This window comes from Leptothoe spongobia TAU-MAC 1115 (genome assembly GCF_018739885.1).
Classification (GTDB): Bacteria; Cyanobacteriota; Cyanobacteriia; order Phormidesmidales; family Phormidesmidaceae; genus Leptothoe; species Leptothoe spongobia.
In genome coordinates, this window is sequence record NZ_JADOES010000046.1 from 18,817 (window position 1) to 42,147 (window position 23,331).

Below are 23,331 nucleotides of genomic sequence, written 5' to 3' on the forward strand. Positions count from 1 at the left end.
GGTATAGCTCAATGCTAATGTGTAGTACAGCTTTCTAGAGTTGACCGGTTAGATAAGTACAGTGAATCAGCTCTAAACAGGCAATATCGATGGTTGCACCTGCAGCCGTTAGTGCGGTGTAGCCTCCCAAGCAAAACTTCAGATTTATTTTGTACCAGACTGTTGTTGTTCCTGCTGAGCTGCAGCCATTTGCTTACTTGCAAATACCCATCGCAGCATGGGAGGAGCCACAAAGGTGGTGGCAATCACCATCAACACAATGGCAACATTAAGCGAGCCCGGCAATAAGTTCCCCTAACACCGCAGGCAGGCTAAAACGAGCCGCAATCTCACCAAACACTTGAGCAAATACAAAAATGACAATGGTGACTAACGTAATTGCCGCCGCCAGAATTTTGGCGTAGGATTCCCCTTCAGCGCCACCGGTTGAGGCCAGTAGCGGGGTCAGAAACGGCAGTGAAGAACTCGTAAAAACAGAAAGTGAAGAAAGCATCATAGTTAGAAGTTAGAAGTAGATTGTGATTGCATAATGCTGCTGCGATCGCTAATCCGGTAGGTCCTGAAACAATAATGGAATCAGAAAAATCAATGGAAAACCAACCACTAACGTCACTGTCCAACCTAGAGGATGCAGCCACACTGCCTCAATTGCTAAAATACCAACAATCGCCCATTCACCCAGCGATCACCATGGCATCTCTTGAGCAAATCCAGCAAGAACTCCAAATCCTGCCCCAAGAGGCACTGAACCTGGTCTATCAGTTTATCCAGTTCCTCAAAAAAGGTAGCCAGCCCGTCACGCAACAAAACGGTTCTGATGCTCAGGAGCCTGGTCCCTCCGAAGGTACTGTGTACGAGCAATTTAAAGCTTCTGGCTGGATTGGCTGCATGAGTGCCGAAGAAGAGCTATCAGTCAATTACACAACAGAAACGGCTGATGATACTCCCCTTACCAGTTTGATTGGTGCTGCTCCTGGTAACTTTGCCACCCCAGCCGCTGCCGACCAGTTTATTCGCCAAGAACGAGACGAATGGGATTGCTAGAATCGCTACAGGGTAATCGAATTTACATAGACACTAATATCTGGATTTATGCTCTGGAAGGCTATTCAGCGTTTCGTGCAGATCTGATGCAGCTTTTTGAGCAAATCCAGTCTGGGACACTGATAGGTGTAACTAGTGAACTAACCCTGGCTGAACTACTCGTCCAACCTTGTCGAGACGGGAACCCAGACCAGCAAGCATTGTACAAGAAAGCGATCGTCAATCGAAAAAACTTCTTGGTTGTGCCCATTTTCCGAGATTTGCTAATCGATGCAGCAAGCATTAGGGGCAACACTCAACTTAAGCTTCCAGACGCTATACATACGGCCACTGCTCTAAAAGCAGAATGTACCTCGTTTTTAACCAATGACCGGCAGTTTAAGAAATTAACTGATATACCTGTCGTTTTAATATCTGAGGTGATTTAATCAAGCCCGACCACGGCATGAACCCCGACACCCAGGCCCGCTACCAGGCCAACCGCCTGCGGGTAGTGCCCGAAGTGTCTTACTCGCCCCATGCCCGCAAGGGCGAATATAATCCCCGCCTCGACCTGGTGCTATTCATCAACGGTATCCCCACCGCCACCCTGGAACTCAAAAGTGAGTTCAAACAATCCATCGAAAATGCCAAACGCCAGTATTGCAACGACCGCCCCGTAACCGTTTACCTATGGGAACATCTGTTTCAGCCCGATGCCTGGCTCAAGGTGCTGGACCGATTTTTACATCTGCAAAAGCCCAAAGAAGAAGACTTTGACGGCTCCAGTAAACCCAAAGAAAAACTAATCTTTCCCCGCTATCACCAGTGGCAGGTGGTGAACCAGCTGATTGATAAAACCCGAAAAGAAGGGGCTGGCCAAAAGTACCTGATTCAGCACAGCGCCGGGTCAGGTAAGTCCAATTCCATTGCCTGGACCGCCCACCAGCTCGCCTCACTCACATCGGACCAGACTGTAGACTGAGGCTGCCATTGAAGAGTTTGAGTGGTCACATGGATAAACTGATCCGCATCCGGTAACATCTGTCTGAATCGATGCAGCTCCCTGCGCAGATTAGTTTTTGCCTTTTTATCCGTAGTCTCTGGCCAAAATACGCTGGCAACCTGGCCCCTGGGTTGAGGCGTTTGTGCACATAGAATGAAATAGGCCAATAAGGATTGATATCTATCGGCTTGCAACCCTGTAATAATTTCGTTATCAAATGTCAGTCGAAAATGGCCCAGTAAATTGATGCGAAGCTGCTTAGCAGAGCCCATTTCGATATTCTTAGCCACCTGGTCAAATCAGAGCAATACCATTAATATAAGCTGATTCCCAAACCAATCGAAATTTTCAGGTTTGAGTAGCTGTACAGGGAGGCACGATATGGGATTACTCATCAAAGCTCAGTCGGCAGTCTCAGCGTAAAGCAGGTTCCCCTTTGAGGACGATGGGTAACCGTAATTTTTCCTAGTAGAGCCTTTATCTGAGGCTGTAGCTGTTTACAAATGAGGTTTGGATTTGATCCACACCCATCATTCCAAATGCATATCACTAAACAGTCTTCTACTTGTCTAGCCGCCAGCTGAATAGTGCCCACTGTTGACTTGCCCTGTTGCCGACGCACGGCAGGGATTTCAATATCCTGCTCAAAGGCATGGCGAACCAGATGTAAAAGGGGGGCATATAGTGAATTGAGCAGGGTTTGATCGACTAGGACCTCACCTCCTTTTACTTGCACATCCACGGGTTTCCCTTGCTGTTGGGTGCACTCATTGAGAACCTGGCGACAGTGATGAAAGACCGTGTTCAGTGGCTGTATCTTGGCCACTAATGGAATAATTTGACTGTTCTGAGTATTTTTAGACTGAGGTGACCAACGGGGAAGGGAAATAGGTTGATTTAGCCATTTCCAGAGGTTCCTAATCCAGCTTTTTTTCAGAGCAATAGGCTCATGCCCCAGCTGTTTTAATGCCGTACTGGGGGTCCCCCCCTGGGTCCGATCTCCTTGGAGTACAGCCGCTTGGCCAGCACGATAATCAACGAGGGCTAATTGGGCAATGGTCACCACTTGAACGGGCTGTTGTTGTAAAGCTACCAATGTAGCTTGGGCGATGTCACCAAATCCTGGTAGCCTCAGGGACTCTGCCAACCCGACAAAGACGTCGGCCTGAGCCTGTAACAGATCGGTGAGAATCGCTGCATCAGAAATCTCCAGAGCATGCTCCAACTCATCCAGGTATTCGGTCACACCGCTTTCAAAAATTGATTGCGTCACATCCACACCCAATTGTGTGGACGTAGGCAATTGGCCATCTTGACCAAACTGATCACCTAAATTTTCCTGAAGCTTGGAGACAATGCCCGTCATCCGCTCCAAAATATCAAACTCACTGATGGCAGTCTTGTTTAGCTGGACTGAGAACAATAACTTGAGACAATCATAACTATCAAAAATCAACCCCTCGACCACAGATGTTAGTTTGGCGTCTGGCACGCATAGTGCCTTAAAAGCATTTTCGAGGGTTTGGGTGGTGGTTTTGATCGCATCTAGTCCGACAGTTGCCGCCGCTCCTTTCAGGGTATGGGTCAACCGCATCAGGGTATGCGCTTTTTGAATGCTAAAGTTTTGCCTCAGGGTTGGGAGCTCTGCGTCTATTTGTTGGAGTAGCTGGGAGGCTTCTTGGAGAAAGGTTGGGGGAGGGGCTATTTGATTAGCAATCATTAGGAAACCACCGAGGGCGTTAACCTGGAGAAGTAAGGCTGTCTGATGGGGGTGGCAGGGCTGGTTTGCAAATGCTTGATAACCACCTTTAGAACCTGTTTCGCTTGAATGGGCTTGCCTAGAAAACCACTAGCACCAACAACTTTGGCTCGCACCCGATCGGGAATGCCATTGTTATTAGTCATAATGATGACAGGTACCTCTTTTAACCTGGAAACTCGTCGAATCTGGGCGCATAGCTCATAACCATTGACCACTGGCATGACCAGATCGAGGAAAATCAGCTGAGGTTTAAGCTCTATCAGTTTGGGAAGAGCCTTTAGCGGATCAGCGATGTTGACATAGCGATAGCCTGAGCCTTGAAAAATTTCAGCCATGGATTGACTATCGACAGGATTATCGTCGATATAGGTGATGACAGGGCCATGATTGATTCCTTTCTGAGTGGAAGGACAGCTGGCCAAGGCTAACTCTTTGGAATTTAATTTCACCCTGGCTGGAGAGAAATTTGGTTCAGAAATTTTTGGCGGAGATGTTGCTATCTGTTTCTGGGGATGATTCTTTAAGGACAGGTCATCCACATGGACCAATTTAATCAAATCTCGCCGCATGTGGGGGACCAATGACTGAGTTAGGGCCACCAGCGGCTGTTGTGTATTGACAGCTAGATCTCGTAGGGTTTGTGTCCCATTGGCCAAATATCTCAAGGCATCAAATGTGTCTGATGACGTCCGCTCCTTTAAAATCTCAGGCCGAGTAATGACAGGGGCTAGATTTGGACAATAGCCCACTAGATTGGCCTGTTGCCAGTTTTGCCAGTCTTGCTGAACCTGTTCCCAAATCGGCTCACGGTGCAGGCCAATGCAGGGGAAATTAGCTCCATTACGGGTACTAACCTTATAGATCAAGGGTGACTCAGATGTGTGAGCTGTCAGGGTGGCACTGTGAATAACATCAAACAGCACTTCAGAGATGCAGCCCCTAACAATCTTAGAAAAGTGCTCTCGGCTAAACTTTTGGTGCATTACCAACTGCGCCACAGTTTTATAATTTTGAGCCTGATGCGCAATCTCTTTGATCGTTTGTCGGTTTAAGTGGGACGAGTATTTAAGGAATTGTCGATGCCAACGACGTTTTGAATGGGTATGGGCATTGGCCCATACAATTTGTCCAACGAGAAAATAGAAAAACCATTCAACCTGATTGTTGATTCCGATCGCTAGAACTCCAGTAAATAAGCTATCTTTTGCTCGCTGAATTTTCTGGTCTAGCTCGTCAATGATTGATTTGTGTGACATGCTCGCGCGCTGCCCTACACCGAGGAGGGCTGAGTACAGACTATGGTCAAAGTCTCATTAAAAAATAGAGCCAACATTCACCAGTTGGGAAAAGTAATATCTAGTGAAATAGGGGATAAATGCACCTGTGTCTTTCGTTACGAGCATAACTCGCAAGTTATACTGATTCAAGCCATCAAAGTCATTTAAAGTAATATTAATTGCGTTTTTCAGAAAATAAAATGACGGTATCGCATGGGTCTGGGAACCTTTGGCCTGGTTATTGAGTTTGAATCGTCAGTACTTGGGGTGGGGTGGAGTCGGGGGGGTAGCGCACCGTTATCTCTACTCGTCGTTTTTCCTGGGGTGCCAAGGTAACGGTTGTTAGAGGATTGCCCCGTTGTCCTCGCAGCTGCACCAGATGGAGATTGCGAATGCGGGGTAATCCGTCATCATCGCGGTATTTGACTTGGATCGGACCTCTAAAAAAGGTGCGGTTGGGTGGCGTTTCAAAAAACTGCAGCCCCTCTGTGGATAGTTCGTCTTCTTTGATCGGGGTTTCAAAGGTGACGGTGACGGTTTGGGGAGCGTCAGTTGGGTTATAGAGGGGGAACGAAAGGTTGTAGGCTACACCATAGTTGCCGTGGGCCTGGTAGGCGGTGTCGTCATATCGCACCAGCATGGACGCGCTTTGGTTTTGGTCAGTGCCTAGTTGCCCCACATATAAGGTACTGATGCCATAGGAAAAGGCTTGCCCTGACGTTGGGATTGTGAGGAAATCAGTGTTATCAGTATCGGTGACGGTCGCAGTCCAGCTGGCACCCTGGGCCACACCAGCGACCCGACCGTAGATCACCTGTTCTGGATTGTCGGTAATGGGGGTGGGGATGCGATCGCGCGGCCCAGCTAAGCCCGAATTCTCCAAAATCGTTTCCCACTGAGCCAGGGTGGGGGCAATCTCAGTCTCATTACCATCCACATTGGCCGACTCCGCCAGACTGGCCACATAGACCGGACCACTACTATCCAGCTCGATCAGCGTAGAGCGACCATTGATCGGCGGATCAAACTCAGCCACCGGGATCGGCGCATTGATCAATAACGCATTGGCCCCAGGGGGAATCACCAACTGGGACGGTAGGGTTGCTTGGCGATGGCCCTGAATCAGATCGCCCATCACCCGACTGCCCGGTCCAGCAAAAACCGGAGCGCGCGGTGAAAACGGCACCTCACTAGGCAATTGCATAAACGGTGCATCCGGCTGACTCAGGTAGCTAGCCCCTGCCAGCACATTCACCGTGACTGTTTCTACCCCAGGGTTATGGACTAAAACTGCCACGTACATCGACCGCAGATCGTCGGGATCCGTGGCCTTGTAAACATGGTGGGCAAACATATCAAACCGTCCCTCAAAGGCAAAGTCGAGATGGGCCTCTGGCGTTGCCATGCCCCCAGGGGGAAACGTCGATAGCAAAATCCCCGGTTCGCCGATCAGTTCAGGGCTGTTGCTGTTAAACACAGGGATTGTATCTAACTGAGCCGGGAGTGGTCTGACGTCTTGGGGACGAACGATCTGTTGGGGCGCAGGGGTTTGGGCGATGGGAAGGGTGATAGGCAGGGGGAACATGGGCTGATCCAGCAGGGGGGCAGGCTAACTCCGGTGGAGACGCTTCGCGAACGACGACGGGCTTGTTAAAAATTAAAATCATGGCTTTGTTTATTTAAATCCTGGCTTAACAAGCCTTTCAGGTTTAAACCATGAAGTAGTTTCTTAACAGCTCCTACGCTCAGCCACTGTAAAAGATGAGTGAGCATTGGGGATCATACCGGAGAATCATTCTCTCCGATTTAAATGATCAACAATTTTCAGAAAATCGAACTCAAGCACCGCCTGATTGGCGGGGGTGATCACCGGTACGTGCACAAATAGGGCGGCGGCGGATTGATGTTGTAAATGGTGTAGTACTCGATAATAGAGACGGTTACAAACAAAGTCTCCGGCATCGTAGCTGATGTGGGTATAAATTGTTTTCTGGATCAGGGTTTGTAGATCAATGGGGGTAGCCAATCGTTGGTCTTTATAGGTGCCCCATTGCTCCACCGTCAGCGTTTTACGGTTTTCTGCCATGCCACAGCAGATCACCACCTTTGGCAGGTATTGAACAATGTGACTCATCACCTGCATGGGGGCCAGGTCAAAATTAACCGGCAACCAGCGCAGGCAAATCACGTTGTCAGGCAATTTTGCTGCCACCTGGGTCAGTAACACGTCGCTACTGTTCAATCCCTGATGCGCTTTCCACGGACGAAAGCTAGTGATCAAAATTGGTAATGCCACATTTTTACCCATCCTTCTGTCAAGCCGATAGTATAGAGCAGTCGCCACCTACCAGAATGACTATGCCAACTATCGCTGTGATTGATTACGACATGGGTAATCTGCACTCTGCCTGCAAGGGATTAGAGTTTGCTGGAGCTACGCCGATAGTCACTGATCAACCGGACGTACTACATCAAGCAGATGGTGTGGTGCTGCCAGGGGTGGGGGCCTTTGATCCAGCCATGCGGCATTTGTGCGATCGCAACCTGGTTCAACCCATTCGTGACGTAATCGCCAGCGGCAAACCCTTTCTCGGTATTTGTGTTGGCCTACAGCTCTTGTTTGAAGCCTCCGAAGAAGGCGTTGAACCCGGCATTGGGGTACTTAAAGGCACCCTGCGCAAGTTTAAGCCAGAGCCCGATATCACCATTCCCCACATGGGTTGGAACCAACTGCAGCTGACCCAGTCCGACCACCCTCTATGGGCCACCATTGCCTCCAACGAATGGGTCTACTTTGTCCACTCCTACTATGCAGAAACCACCGATCCATCCATTGTTGCGGCCACAGTCACCCACGGCAGTCAAACGGTCACAGCCGCTGTCACCAAAGATAATCTGATGGCAGTCCAGTTTCACCCCGAGAAGTCTGCCAGAACAGGGCTACAGCTGCTAGCCAACTTTGTAGAAATGGTGAAACAACCCGTTGCCGTTGGTTAATGATGGCTAAACCCTATCAACGGATTCCGATCCAGGAGTGCGGCGAACCTCTGGTGCCAATTCCCTTGAACCAGTTCGCTGTGGTCGATCCCCATCCCTATGCAGTGCTGGGGGCTCCCTATGGGGAGCGTTCTCCTTACTATGTGCGGGAGGGGGTACTGCGTGCCCTGCTCCAGGCTCAAGCACATCTGCAGGAGCAAAAGCCCGGCTGGCAAATCCAAATTTTTGATGCCTATCGTCCCATTGCGGTGCAACAGTTTATGGTGGACTACACCTATGAACAACTGTTAGCAGCCTGGCAAAGTGACCATCCAGCTGGGCAGACTCCCCCCAAAGAGAAATTGCGCCAAAAGGTGTATCAGTTTTGGGCGGCCCCCAGCGACGATATCGCGACCCCACCCCCCCACAGCACTGGAGCGGCCATCGACATCACGTTAGTGAACGAACTGCAACGGGTAGTAGACATGGGGGCTGCGATTGATGAAATCTCGGAGCGGTCCTACCCTAATTACTTTGCTGATAAACCGGATGGGAAGCTATTTCATCAGCATCGCACCCTGTTGTCAGAGGCGATGCAGGCGGTCGGTTTTCGTCAGCATCCCAATGAGTGGTGGCACTTTTCCCTGGGGGATCAAATGTGGGCCTGGTTAGGAATCACTGATAGCGACCCAGATGGCGTGGCTCGCTACGGTCGGGCTGAGTAAGGATTGGGTCCCCCATGCAAGCAGATGCATCCAGGCCAAATCTAAAAGAATAAGCATAAAAATGGGGCCATCATGGACACCTGAAACATACTAGTGACCTGTAGGTGTAGACCGTTGGACGCAAGCCATTTAACCTGGGGCATCTGCAGGTCTGCTAAAACAGTCAACGTTTCGATTTACAAGGGTTTATCCATGGAATTCAAGCAGCTTATCCTTTTAGGACCTCCCGGTGCCGGGGTAAAGGAACAGGCGGTCACCCTGTCCAAACGCTGGCATATTCCCCAAGTATCCATGGGTCAGCTTATCCGTGAGGCAATCGCTAAGGAGTCTGCCACTGGCATTGAGGCACGCCCCTATGTGGAAGCAGGTGAGCTGGTGCCTGATGCTTTGGTCATGAAGCTACTCCGCAAGCGGTTTGAGCAACCGGATGTCATGCTGCAGGGCTGGGTTTTGGATGGCTTTCCCCGCACGCTAACTCAGGCCCAGGGACTGAATGAGTTTTTAGCAAAGGTGGGTCAGCCTGTGGCAACGGTTGCTTATCTGAGGGCGATGACTGGACTGTTGATAAACCGACTGACAGCCGAGGGGGAGTATGAACCCATTCCGGCAATTCGTCGTCGGTTGGCTCGCCATCAGGAAGAGACCGCACCTTTACTCGACTATTATCAGCAGCAGCAACAGCTATCAAAAATCAATGCTAGCCTGTCTGCTGAGGAGATAACCCAGACATTGGCTGAGTTATTTGAGGAGGAAACCGGAGCCGCTGGTTTTATTCAAGATGAGTCAGAGCTAGATTCTCTTTTGGAAAAAGAATCTCTGTTGGTGGTAGATTGCATGGCGTCTTGGTGTGGTTCTTGCAAACTGGTAACTCCATTGATCGATCAGCTAGCAGAGACTTATAAGGAACGCGTCAATGTGAGAAAAATAGACTTTGATGCGAATAAGCAGGTGCCTAAGCGGTTTGGGCTGAAGGGGATGCCAGCAGTTATGTTTTTTAAAGATGGCGAACTGATGGAGACGTTGACAGGGGTAAAACCTTATCAGGTATACAATGCTGCGCTAACACGCTTTTTGGAGTGATGTATCACAAATGGGATAAAAACAATCCTCCCAATGATTAATGGCGGCAATTAAATTTAGGCTAAGGAACAAGGATTCAATTAAACCTATTTCTTCACGTACAGGCGTTCCATGGAACGCCTCTCCAAATCCAATATTTCTGGACCTTATAAAATCCTTAACGAGAAAGATTTTCTCACGTTCCTTCGCCAACAGCGACAAGAAGCAATTTAGTTAAACGTCATATGTCTCTTGTTCTTATCGATACTGACATTGCTGTTTGCAGCATTACATTTGTATCCCGATATATTTCTCCGAAGCTCCGAAAGTAGAGTCCTACCGAGTCAATAAAATAACCCCCTGCTTTGATAAGCATTCCATATCGTTGCCCAATGTCCGTACACACAGAAGTTAACATACGCTTAACATTGGGTTAGAATTGGCAGTCAAGTCACGAAATTCATCAAAAAAAGTTGATTTGGTGTATTGATCAGCAACGTGTTTTGGCGATTTCCTGGCTTACGTTTGAGCAGCTTTTGGGCTGCAAGTCATGCACTTGTATGGCGACTAGGCGGCGTGTTTGTGCTTCAACGATTGTTCAACGTTTGATCGGACACCTGCAGAGGGGTGCTATATGCAGAATAAAAATAATAGACGCGATCGCAAATCCTTGCGATTTAAGAGTGTGCGTTGGCAAATTGCCAGCAAGCTGATTTTTCTAAATGTGCTTCTAATCGGGCTGCCGACCATTGTTTGCTACTACAGCCTGACGTTAGGTAACCTCTCGTTAAAATGGCTACATTTCTCACTGGTTATCCTATATTTAACCAGTGCAGCCATGTTGATTGCCGAGTCTACCGCAGCCGTTTGGCGACGGTTTGCGGGGCAACCCCGCTTGACGGGACAACCCCGCTTGACGGGACAATCCCGCCTTGCTGGACAATCCCGCCTTGCTGGACAACCCCGCTTTGCTGGACAATCGCCCTTTTCCCTATCGCCCCCTGATACCTTTAAGCATCGACTAAAGCAGGGCCTTGGCATTAGAGGGGCGGATTTACCGATTGAGACCAAGCCTCTGCCCCGCTGTTCGTTTATCGTGGCGGCCTATTTGCCCAATGAACAGAACATTATTTTAGAAACGATTGACCATCTGCTCAATCGCGTGCATCAGCCTGCAGCTGGCCTAGAAGTCATTCTGGCCTATAACACCCCTGTGGCGCTGCCCATTGAGCACACATTGTCACAACTGGCTAGAAGATACCCTAACTTTCGGCCCTACCGGGTAAAGGGTAGCCATTCTAAAGCCGAAAATATTAATGCAGCCCTCAATATCGTGACCGGCGACATCACCTGCATTCTAGATGCGGACCATCACCCGGCTCCAGACTGTTTTGAGCGGGCGAACCGATGGATTAACAATGGTTATGATGTGGTGCAGGGGCGCAATATGATTCGTAACCGGGGTGAAAATCTGCTGACCCGTCTGGTTGCGGTCGAGTTTGAGTCCATCTATGGTGTCAGTCATTCTGCCAAGTCGTTGATGGTGGATACGGCCTTGTTTGGCGGATCGAATGGCTACTGGCGCACATCGGTACTCAAGCAGATCCGATTTAATCCCACCATGCTGACTGAAGATATTGATGCCTCAATACGTACTCTGCTACAGGGGTATCGCATTGTCCACGATCGCAGCATTACGGTGACAGAGCTGGCTCCTAACCGTGTGGGCGCTTTTTGGTCCCAGCGCAAGCGCTGGTCCCAGGGATGGCTAGAAGTTAGCCTGCGTTATCAAAAGCGATTTTGGAAATCGTCCCAGCTCACCTTTGGTCAAAAGCTAGTGTGGACCCACTTGCTATATTACCGAGAGATATTTCCGATTTTGTCGGTGCAAATTTTACCCATTGTCTTGAGCAGCTGGCTGGTGATGGGAACCATTAATTTCACTGATAATTTGTTTTTGTTATCAGCGACAGTCATTACCTTTTTGAGCAGTGTTTATAAACTGTTGGTAACGGCCAAGGTTGGATATTGTCACTATCCGGGGTATTACTTTTTGCAATATGCCCTGCTCACACCGTTCTATTCTTTGTTTAAGAATATGATCGCAGTGGTCGCACTCTATGATCACCTCCATGGAAAAACCGACTGGGTGGTCACTCCACGGGATGTGGCTCCCGCTGTTGCCAACTTTGAAAAGGTCTACGCCTTGCCTGAAACAGCCAGGCTTTAAAGCAATCTATATCTGAATAATGTTTGTTTGGGCAAGATGGTTGATCACAGCCGTTAATAGTGTCCCTTGCGTAACAGCTTTAAACCACATTGTTTCAAACCACACTTTTAGAAAACAACTTTTACGCTCACACCTACTATGACTCGTCGTTTTAGTCGTTCATCAGCGTTGAAACGCTCAGCGACGGTACAGCGCCTTGCCTGGCTAGACGGATTACGCATGTTTGCTGCCGTCATGATCTTGCTTTACCACGCGCAGTTGCTGTTTACCCAGTATCGCTATACTCCACAGCCCACAGGCCTATTTCACAATTTACAACAGCTGATTCCCGAGGTAAATTCTCTCACCACTCTGTCGGGCTGGATCCATTTGTTGGGGACTCCCGCCCTATTTGGGTTTCAGTTTGTCGATGTATTTGTTTTGTTAAGTGGGTTTAGCCTGATGCTGGCTACCCGACAGCGCTCCTTTGACTGGTTAGCTTTTTGGCAAAAACGTCTATCGCGTTTACTGTGGCCATTTTGGACAGTGGCGTTGCTCGCTTATCCGATTTTGTGGGTCGTGGGTGCGGCTACCCAAAGTTATATTCCCCCCACTTGGAATCTGTTTGCCGCGTCTACGTTTCCGTTGTTGTTTGACTATCACGGTAGTCTCTTATTACCCATTAGCGGTCCCTGGTGGTTTATTCCGTTGATCTTGAGTTTTACCTTGTGCTTCCCGGTATTGCATCGGTTGATGTATCGCTGGGGAGGACGCAACTTGGTGGTGATCAGTCTCGTGGTCACCCTGGGTTACCGGGCCTTGGCCACCTATGTCTTTGGCGGACAGCCGACTTATACCATGCTTGATACGGCCCATGGTCCCCTGCCGTTTTATGTGCTGTTGGCTAAGTTAAGTACCTTTGTGATTGGCATGGTCGCGGCCCAGGCCTATAAGCATGGTCGTGGTGTGCTCTTTTGGTCTCAAGCCAAAGCGTTACAGGTCGGTACGTTACTTTATGGTGTGGGATTTATTTGTCAGTTTTACAAACTGGGCTGGCTAGTCTGTGATCTGTTGGTGCCTTTGGGGCTAACGCTAGTGTGCATGGTGGTGTGCCGCTGGTTAACGACAGCTCGATGGAGTCATCACTTAGCACTGAGTTTAGGTAAGTACAGCTATAGCTTTTTCTTGATCCATAATTTTGTGGTAGACCGGACATTGGGGCTGGTGGTTCAGGGGGATGGTGTGAGGTATGCGATCGCACTTCCCTTGATGATCCTCGGCACCCTAATCCTCGCCGCCATTGCTGATGCCGTCACACCTCTACTACAAAGAGCCCTGCGCCTCCTATGGCAAGACATTGACTATTTGCTAGCTCGCAAACCCGCTGTTGCCATCCCCAGCTGGGTGCCCTCAGTCGGGGATACGGTCCGCTATCTTGATCAACAGTGGACTGTTCAAGCTGTAGAAGTTTTGCTGGATGATGGCAACTATTATTTATGCAAAATCGCCAATGACCAGCAGACTCGCTGGGTTAGTCAGGAGCAGTTGCAGCTGATGGCACCAACGGTGATGGCCAGACGTTAGCTCCACACGCCCCATTAAAATCAATCTTTAGGAGGGGCAGGGGCTCATCCCTGCTCCCAATACTGAGTCTTTTGTAACGATAATCCTTAAAAACCTCAGGCAAATCTCAGGGTTTGCCTAGTCAGTAACAAGAAACTCTCATCGAAACAAAGCAGACTCTCAGGGTTTGCTTAGGGGACAGCAAGCAACCTCCGTTAAATTACCAACAGTAATTTGTTAATGAGCTGTTCCCCATGAATCTCACTTCGCTTAACTCTAATGTTGAGTCCAATGATGTTTTCGGTACGAGTGGAAACGACTTCTTGCAAGGTACAAGCGGTTCTGACCGGATAAATTACTGCCGCAGGTACGGATCTGTTTATTTTCACTGAGTCTGGTGATGCCATCGCCAATGTGCAGGGTGCCGGTGGTGCAAATCCTGACAGCTTTCTGTTTGTGAGTTAAGCCTGACTGACTGTCTAACAAAAAGGGGGAGAGTAGTGCTAACTACTTTCCCCCCTTTTTTCTATGGCGTTTAGGGATTTTCAACAGATTTTCAACCATAGCCATGACATCTGTTGACTTTACTTTTTAATAGGACTCTTGCCATATGAATCAACTTTCGGAGAGAGATTCTCAAATAAGGAATCATCAATATCAGCAGGGACTTGCATTACGGAATAGCAATGTACTACTCCATGCCTACCGACATAAGACTAGCTATAGTACAAAAACAACTTAATTAAATCTAAGTGCTTACGCAGTCTTTCTGTTCCTAATAGTCATCACCATACCGTCTTGTCATAAATTTAGCAAAAGATTTTACTTCCAACAGATTTTAAAAATTGCTAAATCCGCTTAAAATTTACGTCTTTTGGTGCTTTAAAATACCTTTCTCTTTAGACTATTATGGTCGATTTTTGACGTACCTTCTGGGAATATACGGAAAATTTCACTCTTTTTGCTACTACAGATGCTATTGTCATCATAAGAACTCCACAAAAAAAGTCGGAGCCATATCGCATTAAAAACAATTTTGTCGTTGTCGATTTAGGGAAGGGCGCGATCTGTAAATCTTGCTTTATGTCAGTATGTTCGAGCCAAGAACCCGAGGATCAATAACGACACCACTTCCATTCATTAGGGTGTATAGAAATGTCCCAGTATTTTCTTGGACTCAATCTTAGTCATGAGCGATCAGCTGCCATTGTTAAAGATGGTGAGATTTTGGTGGCGATCGAACAAGAGCGCTTAGATCGGCAAAAATATAGTATCGGTTTCATGCTGCAGTCACCTGGAGTGACGGCACGTATGCAACCCCCCCATGAAGCTATTCGCTACTGTTTAGATAGCTGTGGTATTACCCTCGATGATTTAGCGACCGTTACCGCTAATATGCCAGGGCATGATTTTGCGCCTACCATTATGCGGAATACGTTGCCTGCTGACATTGCTGACAAGGTGATGGCCATTCCCAGCCATCATCTCGCCCATGCTTACTCGGCCTACTGGCCATCTGGTTTTGATCAGGCACTGGTGCTCGTGATTGATGCCACTGGTTCCATAGACCAGGAGCATCGTACTGAATCCTACACTCTCTATGCAGGTGATGGCCACAGTCTCCATACTCTCCATAGTGAGACGGTAGACTCTCATTTAGCAGGTCTATCTACCCTAGGCTTTTTGTATGAATATGTCACTCGCAAAGCTGGATTTGTTTCCAAGTTAGGAAATACTAACGTGAGCCATGCAGAAGCGGGTAAGCTCATGGGGTTAGCCCCCTTCGGAGGGGAGCAGGTTAATTTTTATCCCTGGATCAAACCAGTAGAAGATAGCTACAGCCTATCAATTTCTCCCTACGATATCTTTTTGGAGATAGCGGCTTTAGAAAAGACCTATGATACTGGCGAGGGTAAACCCTATTTGCGTTCTTATTTAGTCGATTTAGCCTATAAAATTCAGGATGAACTAGAAAAGGCGCTTAAGCACATTGTTAAAGTTGCAATGGAGCGGACCGGCTTAAAGAAGTTATGTATTGCCGGTGGTGTAGGCCTGAATTCGGTTGCTAATTACAGGCTCTTTAGTGAGCTGGGTTTAGACGATATTTTTATTTTTCCAGCGGCTAGTGATAGTGGGATTGCGGCAGGGGCTGCTTTGTGGGCCTATGCTCAACAAGGCGGTTGCAAACGACCGGCATTGACCCAAGCCACCTTAGGGCATGCCTATGAACCGCCCCAGGTCAATCAATCACTAGAACAATTTGCTGATCTCATTGATTTCGAAGAACTTACCCCCGAGGGGGTGTTAGAGCGCAGTGCTCAAGCCCTGGCCAATGGTCACATTGTTGCTCGATTTGAAGGGGGAGCTGAATATGGCCCTCGAGCCTTAGGTCATCGTTCCATTATGGCGGATCCAACGTTTCGGCGGATGCGAGACATTATCAATGCTCGGGTCAAATTCCGTGAGGCTTTTCGGCCATTTGCCCCAGTGATTCCTTTAGAAAATGTAGGTGACGTCTTTGAGCTGGACGGTCAATCGCCATTTATGCTGATGGTTGCCCCGATCAAGCCAGAGATGCGTCAACAGATTCCGGCGGTTACCCATGTTGACGGCACTGGACGGGTTCAAACTGTCACAGCCCAGGATAATCCCTACTTCCATCAGCTTTGTCACCGTTTGGTTGATCTCCGACAGGGACCCCCCGTATTACTCAATACTAGTTTCAATGTGGCTGGACAACCCATTGTCGAAACTCCAGCAGAAGCAATTCAAACCTTCTTGAATACGGATATTGACTATTTAGCCATTGAAAATGTCTGGATTTCTAAAAAACATGTCCGTGTCCAAAACTATGGCGAACATTTATCCAAAACTGGAGATGCAGTGGTTCCCCAGGGGCTAGCGCCTCATCAACCAGCGGTTACTGACCTGATGGCCACCTTGGATCGGGCTCTATTTCTTGGGGAGCAGGCCAATTGCCCCTGGAGCGAAACAGAATTGAAACGGCTTTCTACCCTGGGGGCACGGTATAAGGAAACCAGTGTTCTCTTTCCTGACTCCCCCTTGATCGGACCGATCAATACTAAGGTGACCCAGGATGTCGTATGGATACTCGATCCGCTGAATAAATCTACTCTTGTTAATCTCGCAGTGGAAAGTGGCTTTGTGCAGCAGCGTCTTAACCATGCTTCAAATCATAAATCAGACCTTAATTCAACCTCAAACGTGAGCAGTCATAATTTTAGTTGTGCTGTTCGACTAGCGTCTAAAGTCAGTGGAGGCAATCCTAAGCAGTTGCTCAATGGGGAGAACGTCAGGGGGTATAGCTTTGATCAGGTCAAATTGTTGATGGCCATACTATCCAAGCAGCCTGATTGGCAGGAGACAATTCGCCACGAGCTGTGTTTGACCCATGCCGAGCTTTCTCAACAGATACAATGGGCCCATACCCAACTGGCCCAATATGGCATTGAGTTAGCTGATACGTTCTCCCCTGGGAGAACTGTAGATTCTTCCCTGCCTGCTGAGAGTAGCCAGACTCTGGCTGCTTTTGAAGATGCAGAATTTATATTGCGGCATCAGTTGGGGGAATTGCGAAACTGTTTACAACGGGCAGATTACACGTTGCCAACAATTTGCCAAAAATTAGAGGTGGAGTCATTACAATCCATTGAGCCCACGCGCTTACATTATTATGACCGTTATCAATTGGGTCAAAGCAATCTGGATGACTTAATTCGTCTCTTTTTATTGCGGGTGGCGTTGCCCCAAGCTCGCTTAAGTGAGCTATTTGGAGAGCAGTTAACACAGCTTTTAGTTCGATTGGGGCTGCTGATTCCACGGGGAGAGCAATGGTCGTCACGGGTTGATCTATTTTGTGTGGAGGGCCTTTACATCGCCACGGATCACCGATACATGCTGTTGCCAGAAGATAGCATGGCGGAAAGTCCGGTGATGTATATCGGTGCAGATAGCCAGGGACTCGTCTATACGGCTCCTCGATATACTGTTGAGGCAGTTCTCGATTTATGCTGTGGCAGTGGTGTCCAGGGATTAGTCGCCAGTCGTTATGGTCAGACGGTGACCTCTGTTGATCTGAATCCACGGGCTATTCGTTTTTCTCGCTTTAATGCCCAACTCAATGATATCCGTAACATTCAGTTTCACCAGGGAAGTTTGTATCAACCGGTTACGGGTCAAACCTTTGATACGATTTTGGCAAATCCGCCCTTTGTGCCCAGTCCTAAACGGGATCTAGGTTTCCGCGATGGAGGAGCCAACGGAGAAGAGATTCTTGCTGCCATCATCCGGGATAGTGCCAAGTATCTGAAACCCCAAGGCCACGTCTTTATTGTGACGGATCTGGTGGATGTGCAAACTTATCAGGCTAAACTTGACCAGTGGTGGTGTGGTGGCCGTGCCCATCAGCTAGTGTTATGCACGGCTGATCGAGATGATGTATTGTTCTCGGTACCCCATAGCCATGCCCCCTTTGGCCAAAGTTTAGAGGCTTACAATACTGAGTTAGAAAACTGGCTGAATAATTTCCATGAGGCTGGTCTACAGGCGGTTAATTTTGGTTATATTCTGATCCGAAGACAGGTTGAGCAACCATCAGGCTCCTATTTCTGTCGAACAGTTCATAACCCCACCCAGACGATCTCTGATTTTGTAGAGGGTTATTTCCAGCAACGTCAGTTGTTAGAATCCTCTAACCGAGATGAGTATTTTCTTTCCCTGTTGCCAAATCTGAGATTTCGAATAGAATCGGGCCTCGGTAATGTTAAGCAACAGATAGAGCTTTTTGTACCTGATGATCCCTATTTTACGACTTATCAGATTAATCAGGACTTGTATGAAACTCTACAGACCATTCAGCGATTAACGCCTCAGTGGTCTCGGTTTATAACACCGGCTAACCAAGCTCAACTCATGGATTTAATCTGCAAGGGGTTGTTGAAACTAAGTATTCAACCTCCCCAAGCGACCGATCGCCAGCACTTAGAACACCTATTGTCTAAGTCATCTGAAACCCAGGGGATTATTGAGTTGAGAACGAAAACAACACCCACTTGTTTGTCGGCTTACTTGACTTAGGAATGAGGATTTCATAAGGTATTCAACTTAATCCCCTCCTCGGGAGGGTTGCCTGAAAGGCGGGGTGGGTTTCGATCGCTAGCACTCACGGCCAACCCACCCCGTTGCCCCTCCCAGGAGGGGATTAAGTTGCGAATTTCAAATCATCGGGATGGTTTTTTAAGGTGCGATCGCAGCATTCGTCAAATTGTTTAGCGCTCCGGACACTGTTTTCAGGGTTTCCACACCGCAGCCATTGAGGCGATGACGTCCCCCTAAATACTGCGGGTCATTATAGGCCAGCTGTACATCACCCTGCTCATCTTCCCAAATCAGAACCTTTTGCGGCAGATCAATAGCCATGGTCTGCTGACATTGCATCAAGGGCGTCCCTACCTTAGGATTACCGAAAATGACCACGCGAGTAGGTCGCAGCTCAAGGCCAGCCCCTGAGGCATTTTCAGCATGGTCAACGGTGGCAAATAGGCTCAACCCTTTGGATTCCAGGATTTTCTTAAACCGCGTCTCCGTTTCTTCCACACTGTAGGGACTGGCCTTAAGAATCAATCCCGTGGGAGCTGTGGCCTGAGCCATCGCCTGCTGACGTGAAAAATAAGCAACGGTTAGACCTGTGAATAGGGTGATTAACCCAAGGCCAATGGCTGTCGTATTGCGCATAGTTTTGGGGTGGGAGCTAGAACACTATTGTCAGCCTACAATGATGCCTTAATACTGGCAAAACCTGGCAAAAACCTGCGGGTCAGCCTTATTGGGGGTATCCGCGTAAGCCGGGAAATTCTGATCAGGTAAGGAAGTTCGTGGTTCGTGGTTGGTGGTTAGTCCCTGACTGGAGTTTAACGACTAACTACCAACTACTATCTTCTAGAAAACGTCCCGTATTAAGTTGATCCCCCTGGATCAGAATTTGTCTGCATCAGAATTTGTCTGCATCGGGCAGCAGCTGTGTCTGTTCTGTCCCTCAAACCAAAAATAGAATTTTTTGCCCATTTGCATAATTCCTGGTCTTTGCCTGTGAGTGATGGATAGTGCTTCAAACAAACCTACGGAGAAAACCTATGGAGAGTTGATGATGACTCTCTAACTTGTTTATGTTCTATCGCAAATGTCCTGATGCCTTAGCCATTTGCTCGTCACCTTAAGGAATCCCATCCCATGTCTTTAGCCAAAATTACAGCCGCCGTTATTGGCGCAGCTACCCTTTTAACCCCCTTTGTATCGTTGCCGGTAGCGGCCCTGGATGAAACGTCATCCTGCACCCATTGTGTTGCCCAAAGCAGTCCAACCGCTCGCTATGCCGCCATCTGGCAACAAACCTCCCACCAATCTGCCTGGGTTGCCCGTCACGGTATGACCTCTAGTCAGTATCAGGCTCGGTTTGATCAATATGTGGCCGATGGCTATCGCTTGGTGGATGTCAGTGGCTACAGTGTCGGCAACCAAGCTCGCTATGCCGCCATTTGGGAAAAGCGCTCGGGTCCTGCCTGGGTCGCCCGTCATGGCATGACCTCCAGGCAATATCAAAATGCCTTTGACCGCTATGTGGCCGATGGTTATCGACTGGTGGATGTCAGTGGCTATAGTGTAGGCAACCAAGCTCGCTACGCCGCCATTTGGGAAAAGCGCTCGGGTCCTGCCTGGGTTGCCCGTCATGGCATGACCTCTAGTCAGTATCAGGCTCGGTTTGACCAATATGTGGCCGATGGTTATCGACTCGTTCACGTCAGCGGCTACAGTGTGGGCAACCAAGCTCGCTACGCTGCCATTTGGGAAAAGCGCTCAGGTCCTGCCTGGGTCGCCCGCCACGGCATGACCTCTAGTCAGTATCAAGCCAAATTTGATGAACTGACTGCAGAGGGCTATCGCCTTGTCAACGTCAGTGGCTACAAGGTCGGCAATCGCAATCGCTATGCCGCCATTTGGGAAAGGCAGTCCGGTGCTGCCTGGGTCGCCCGTCATGGGATGAACTCTAGTCAGTATCAGAACCGGTTTGACCAGTATGTGGCCGATGGCTATCGACTCGTTAATGTCAGTGGTTACGGCCAATAGCTTTCGCTTGAAGATTGTCTAGGGCGGCATTTTACCCAACCAGGCTGGGCTCTTTACCCAACCAGGTTGGGCTCTTGCTGAGTAGCACAGTGGATACTGCCGCCGCCTGCGGCAATACCATCAATGTTAATGGCAATGATTTCTCGCTCAGGGAAGGCTTGTTGTAAGGCTGCCTGAGCCATCTGATCGGCCTGATCATCGCCAAATTCTTGCATGATAATGGCATGATTACAGGCATAAAAACCGATATAGCCAGCGGCAAAGTCTTCGGTTTCATAAGTATCTCGGATTGTGCTGGGTGCTGCCAGCACAATCACCTCTAAAGGCTGACCTTGGGCATCGGTTGCCCCCTCCAGAATCTCTAAATGTTGTTGAGTCACCCCATGGTCAAAATACTCTGGATTGGGTTCATACCCGGCTAACACCAGACCAGGTTTAGCAAAACGGGCATAAAAATCAGTATGGCCATCGGTGATGTCATAGCCCTTTATACCGGGTAGCCAGATGATTTTTTCTAACCCCAGCAGCGGCATCAGTAGATCTTCAAACTGCGCTTTGGTAATGCCGGGATTGCGATTGTCATTCAGCACACAGCTTTCGGTAATAATGGCAGTACCCTGGCCATCTACCTCGATACAGCCACCTTCTAATACCAGACTTGTATTAATCACCTCAGCGCTGGCTTGTTGAGTGACAAACTCGGCAATGGCCGCATCTTGTTGAAAAACTTGTTTCCTACCCCAGCCGTTAAAATTGAAGTTTATACCTGCTTTTGTACCCTGTTCAGAAAGCACAAACAGTGGTCCCGTATCGCGTATCCATAGATCGTCCAACGGCGAGACAATTAACTCAACGGCGGCACCCAACAGATTGTGAGCTAGATCATGATCTTCAGCCCTGACCAGCATGGAAACCGGCTCATATTGGGCAATGGTGTGAGCAATGGTGACTAAATTACGGCGTACTTCTGGGAGTAACCGTCGTCCCCAGATACGTTCGCTTGCGCCAAAGGCCATCCAGGTGCGCTCATGGGGCATGGCTTCATCGGGCATTCGCCATGGGCTAGCGGTATGGGTGTTGGAATTGGTGCAACCCATGAGTAAACCTCCGGTGAATAGTGCAGTGTTTTGGAGGAGTTGTCGTCTGGTGACCATGGTTGGGAATGGGCGTGAAGCTAGGGTATCAATGGGAAGTGGGTAGGGGATGCATGGGAGACGGGGGAAACGAGGAAAAGAGAGGGGGCAAACCGCTGACTATGGGGGGGTGATCTTGAGCATTTTGTTGCCGTTGCGTTGGAGTTCGTAGGCAACTGGCTGAATCTCACACCGATAGCCCAGTTCCCTTAGGGTGCCCATAACAGACTCTAAATGGGGGGAGGTTTGTAGATTGAGGCTAAGCAAAGGAAAAATGCGGACTTCCCGGCATAGTCGTAGCATTTCGCGAATTGAGTTTAGATGAAAAGATTGGTCAAACTGATCAGAGTAGAGAAACAGGAAATGGGAACAGAGACCCAGACCATAGCTGGAGTCCGCGTATTTAAGCTGAGGCAGTTCTCCTACTTCATAGCGCCCGTCATGATTGCTGTGCTCAAAATCTTGACAGAATTTGTAGAGGGCAGTTTCACGATTTTTTCGAAGATTGCTTGGGGAGCGATGATAATCCCAAACCCAGTCATTTGGAGTGCTTTCTATCTGAGAAATAATGTTGTCAACAACAGCATCAAAGCGCTGCTTGATTTCGCTAGACTCAAAACAATAGAGTGGATCAACCGATTTAATACGATAGCCCAGACGAGTCCCTTCTGCATTAAAACTCGCTGGCCCATCGGCCACACTCAATATAGACTGTTGCAGGTCTGGCTCCATCAGGTTAAACATGCTCACATATTCGTCAAACGACCGACCAAACGGGACTACGTTGTCTAACTGCATGGCCATAAAAATCTCCTAATGGTTATTCTCTCTCATTGGTAGAGTTTAGATCTGTCAGCATTGACGGAGGACCAATGTCAGTCAGTTTATAGCCCTGAGGATAGCTACGAATTGATTGGTCAGCGAAGAAGTCTGGTAGGGAACGAGGGGGGAGTTTTCGGAGAAACCGGCTGCGAATTTTGAGGCTATTTTCGAGTAGGGTGGTTAGATGGGCCGGTGCAGATTGCCACCCTAAGGCCTTGAGAAGAGGCTCATCTAGCAAGGCTGGAATGGCTGTGTTGGCTAGCGATCGCACCCCCATCGGAAACCATCCCAACAGCATGGCCCGAGTTGCGTCTGCCACCCGCTGATTGGCTACAGCATAGGTAAAATGCTGCTGTTCATAGCTCTGGTTATAGTGCTCAAAGGCATCATAGGAGTCGGGGATATCGGTAATGCCCATACGTTGCCCCACGGCAACCCAAAAGTGATACATGGCCTGTTTTTCCAAGGTGCTCAGAGATCGCCAACCAAAGCGATCGCACCAGCGCACCGGCTCATAGATAAATGTAGATAGCACATAGAGGTAGTCGCTATTCTCGTTAGTGTCACTAATTTTTCGCCATAGCTTGGTATCGTCTCAAATAGTTCAAAGTAGGGATTTACAGCCATACTGGA

At 48.7% G+C, this 23,331-nt stretch carries 19 protein-coding genes and 1 pseudogene; 10 read left to right on the top strand and 10 right to left on the bottom strand.

Annotated features, from left to right (window positions below; all coding sequences use genetic code 11):
- Positions 1-144: 144 nt before the first annotated feature.
- Positions 145-285, bottom strand: coding sequence for a hypothetical protein (locus IXB50_RS18555; protein WP_215610488.1), 141 nt, complete (start codon positions 283-285; stop codon positions 145-147).
- Entirely contained in the window at positions 269-496 is a 228-nt protein-coding gene (locus IXB50_RS18560) for a hypothetical protein (protein WP_215610489.1), read from the bottom strand. Before IXB50_RS18560 ends, IXB50_RS18555 begins: the two co-directional genes overlap by 17 nt.
- A gap of 92 nt (positions 497-588) precedes the next feature.
- Between IXB50_RS18560 and IXB50_RS18565 the strand changes: the two genes are divergently transcribed.
- The 3 genes and pseudogenes from IXB50_RS18565 to IXB50_RS18575 all read left to right on the top strand — a co-directional run.
- Positions 589-1,044, top strand: a complete 456-nt coding sequence (locus IXB50_RS18565; RefSeq protein ID WP_215610490.1) for a hypothetical protein — start codon at positions 589-591, stop codon at positions 1,042-1,044.
- Positions 1,032-1,472: a type II toxin-antitoxin system VapC family toxin gene (locus IXB50_RS18570; protein WP_215610491.1), complete on the top strand. Its 441-nt coding sequence runs from the start codon at positions 1,032-1,034 to the stop codon at positions 1,470-1,472. The genes IXB50_RS18565 and IXB50_RS18570 overlap by 13 nt, the downstream gene beginning before the upstream one ends.
- A 2-nt stretch (positions 1,473-1,474) precedes the next feature.
- A pseudogene (locus IXB50_RS18575) lies at positions 1,475-1,993 on the top strand (type I restriction endonuclease); the annotation flags it as partial.
- A gap of 430 nt (positions 1,994-2,423) precedes the next feature.
- On the opposite strand, the gene IXB50_RS18580 reads toward IXB50_RS18575, so the two are convergent.
- The 4 genes from IXB50_RS18580 to IXB50_RS18595 form a co-directional block, all read right to left on the bottom strand.
- Positions 2,424-3,749, bottom strand: coding sequence for an Hpt domain-containing protein (locus IXB50_RS18580; RefSeq protein ID WP_215610492.1), 1,326 nt, complete (start codon positions 3,747-3,749; stop codon positions 2,424-2,426).
- A complete protein-coding gene (locus IXB50_RS22220) occupies positions 3,749-5,047 on the bottom strand; it encodes a response regulator (RefSeq protein ID WP_246564700.1) in 1,299 nt (432 codons plus the stop codon). The genes IXB50_RS18580 and IXB50_RS22220 overlap by 1 nt, the downstream gene beginning before the upstream one ends.
- Before the next feature lie 259 nt (positions 5,048-5,306).
- Positions 5,307-6,653, bottom strand: coding sequence for a DUF3370 domain-containing protein (locus IXB50_RS18590; RefSeq protein WP_215610493.1), 1,347 nt, complete (start codon positions 6,651-6,653; stop codon positions 5,307-5,309).
- A 207-nt stretch (positions 6,654-6,860) separates the two neighbouring features.
- A complete protein-coding gene (locus tag IXB50_RS18595) occupies positions 6,861-7,376 on the bottom strand; it encodes a pyroglutamyl-peptidase I family protein (protein WP_215610494.1) in 516 nt (171 codons plus the stop codon).
- Between the two features lie 50 nt (positions 7,377-7,426).
- Here IXB50_RS18595 and hisH point away from each other — a divergent pair, with 50 nt between their 5' ends.
- The 6 genes from hisH (at position 7,427) to IXB50_RS18630 (ending at position 18,697) form a co-directional block, all read left to right on the top strand.
- Positions 7,427-8,065, top strand: a complete 639-nt coding sequence (gene hisH / locus IXB50_RS18600; protein WP_215610506.1) for an imidazole glycerol phosphate synthase subunit HisH — start codon at positions 7,427-7,429, stop codon at positions 8,063-8,065.
- The gene (locus IXB50_RS18605; protein ID WP_215610495.1) at positions 8,065-8,769 is read left to right on the top strand and encodes a M15 family metallopeptidase; all 705 of its coding nucleotides are present in this window, start codon (positions 8,065-8,067) and stop codon (positions 8,767-8,769) included. Before hisH ends, IXB50_RS18605 begins: the two co-directional genes overlap by 1 nt.
- A 192-nt stretch (positions 8,770-8,961) precedes the next feature.
- Positions 8,962-9,849, top strand: coding sequence for a nucleoside monophosphate kinase (locus IXB50_RS18610; RefSeq protein WP_215610496.1), 888 nt, complete (start codon positions 8,962-8,964; stop codon positions 9,847-9,849).
- A 613-nt stretch (positions 9,850-10,462) separates the two neighbouring features.
- The gene (locus IXB50_RS18615; RefSeq protein ID WP_215610497.1) at positions 10,463-12,058 is read left to right on the top strand and encodes a glycosyltransferase; all 1,596 of its coding nucleotides are present in this window, start codon (positions 10,463-10,465) and stop codon (positions 12,056-12,058) included.
- A gap of 138 nt (positions 12,059-12,196) precedes the next feature.
- A complete protein-coding gene (locus tag IXB50_RS18620; protein ID WP_215610498.1) occupies positions 12,197-13,621 on the top strand; it encodes an acyltransferase family protein in 1,425 nt (474 codons plus the stop codon).
- 1,134 nt (positions 13,622-14,755) lie between these two features.
- Complete coding sequence (locus tag IXB50_RS18630; RefSeq protein ID WP_215610500.1) at positions 14,756-18,697, top strand: carbamoyltransferase C-terminal domain-containing protein; 3,942 nt, start codon at positions 14,756-14,758, stop codon at positions 18,695-18,697.
- Between the two features lie 159 nt (positions 18,698-18,856).
- On the opposite strand, the gene IXB50_RS18635 is transcribed toward IXB50_RS18630, so the two are convergent.
- Positions 18,857-19,270: a DUF302 domain-containing protein gene (locus tag IXB50_RS18635; protein WP_407658825.1), complete on the bottom strand. Its 414-nt coding sequence runs from the start codon at positions 19,268-19,270 to the stop codon at positions 18,857-18,859.
- A gap of 579 nt (positions 19,271-19,849) precedes the next feature.
- On the opposite strand from IXB50_RS18635, the gene IXB50_RS18640 reads away from it, so the two are divergent.
- Entirely contained in the window at positions 19,850-20,743 is an 894-nt protein-coding gene (locus tag IXB50_RS18640; protein ID WP_215610502.1) for a hypothetical protein, read from the top strand.
- 53 nt (positions 20,744-20,796) lie between these two features.
- On the opposite strand, the gene IXB50_RS18645 is transcribed toward IXB50_RS18640, so the two are convergent.
- The 3 genes from IXB50_RS18645 to IXB50_RS18655 all read right to left on the bottom strand — a co-directional run bounded on the left by IXB50_RS18645 (position 20,797) and on the right by IXB50_RS18655 (position 23,269).
- Positions 20,797-21,897 carry an agmatine deiminase family protein gene (locus IXB50_RS18645; protein WP_215610503.1) on the bottom strand — a complete coding sequence of 367 codons (1,101 nt, stop codon included), beginning with the start codon at positions 21,895-21,897 and terminating at the stop codon, positions 20,797-20,799.
- A 99-nt stretch (positions 21,898-21,996) separates the two neighbouring features.
- Positions 21,997-22,680 (bottom strand): SAM-dependent methyltransferase, encoded by a 684-nt coding sequence (locus IXB50_RS18650; RefSeq protein WP_215610504.1) that lies wholly within the window; start codon positions 22,678-22,680, stop codon positions 21,997-21,999.
- Between the two features lie 16 nt (positions 22,681-22,696).
- On the bottom strand, positions 22,697-23,269 hold the full coding sequence (locus IXB50_RS18655; RefSeq protein WP_215610507.1) for an oxygenase MpaB family protein: 573 nt from the start codon (positions 23,267-23,269) through the stop codon (positions 22,697-22,699).
- Between the last annotated feature and the right edge of the window lie 62 nt (positions 23,270-23,331).

What these genes read in the sequence shown, in the direction of transcription:
- IXB50_RS18615 (WP_215610497.1), top strand. Translation starts at nt 10,463, where the DNA reads ATGCAGAATAAAAATAATAGACGCGATCGCAAATCCTTGCGATTTAAG.
- IXB50_RS18620 (WP_215610498.1), top strand. Translation starts at nt 12,197, where the DNA reads ATGACTCGTCGTTTTAGTCGTTCATCAGCGTTGAAACGCTCAGCGACG.
- IXB50_RS18640 (WP_215610502.1), top strand. Translation starts at nt 19,850, where the DNA reads ATGTCTTTAGCCAAAATTACAGCCGCCGTTATTGGCGCAGCTACCCTT.
- IXB50_RS18630 (WP_215610500.1), top strand. Translation starts at nt 14,756, where the DNA reads ATGTCCCAGTATTTTCTTGGACTCAATCTTAGTCATGAGCGATCAGCT.
- IXB50_RS18595 (WP_215610494.1), bottom strand. Translation starts at nt 7,376, where the DNA reads ATGGGTAAAAATGTGGCATTACCAATTTTGATCACTAGCTTTCGTCCG.
- IXB50_RS18645 (WP_215610503.1), bottom strand. Translation starts at nt 21,897, where the DNA reads ATGGTCACCAGACGACAACTCCTCCAAAACACTGCACTATTCACCGGA.
- IXB50_RS18590 (WP_215610493.1), bottom strand. Translation starts at nt 6,653, where the DNA reads ATGTTCCCCCTGCCTATCACCCTTCCCATCGCCCAAACCCCTGCGCCC.
- IXB50_RS18650 (WP_215610504.1), bottom strand. Translation starts at nt 22,680, where the DNA reads ATGGCCATGCAGTTAGACAACGTAGTCCCGTTTGGTCGGTCGTTTGAC.
- IXB50_RS18565 (WP_215610490.1), top strand. Translation starts at nt 589, where the DNA reads ATGGAAAACCAACCACTAACGTCACTGTCCAACCTAGAGGATGCAGCC.
- IXB50_RS18570 (WP_215610491.1), top strand. Translation starts at nt 1,032, where the DNA reads ATGGGATTGCTAGAATCGCTACAGGGTAATCGAATTTACATAGACACT.
- IXB50_RS18605 (WP_215610495.1), top strand. Translation starts at nt 8,065, where the DNA reads ATGATGGCTAAACCCTATCAACGGATTCCGATCCAGGAGTGCGGCGAA.
- IXB50_RS18635 (WP_407658825.1), bottom strand. Translation starts at nt 19,270, where the DNA reads ATGGCTCAGGCCACAGCTCCCACGGGATTGATTCTTAAGGCCAGTCCC.
- IXB50_RS18560 (WP_215610489.1), bottom strand. Translation starts at nt 496, where the DNA reads ATGATGCTTTCTTCACTTTCTGTTTTTACGAGTTCTTCACTGCCGTTT.
- hisH (WP_215610506.1), top strand. Translation starts at nt 7,427, where the DNA reads ATGCCAACTATCGCTGTGATTGATTACGACATGGGTAATCTGCACTCT.
- IXB50_RS22220 (WP_246564700.1), bottom strand. Translation starts at nt 5,047, where the DNA reads ATGTCACACAAATCAATCATTGACGAGCTAGACCAGAAAATTCAGCGA.
- IXB50_RS18580 (WP_215610492.1), bottom strand. Translation starts at nt 3,749, where the DNA reads ATGATTGCTAATCAAATAGCCCCTCCCCCAACCTTTCTCCAAGAAGCC.
- IXB50_RS18610 (WP_215610496.1), top strand. Translation starts at nt 8,962, where the DNA reads ATGGAATTCAAGCAGCTTATCCTTTTAGGACCTCCCGGTGCCGGGGTA.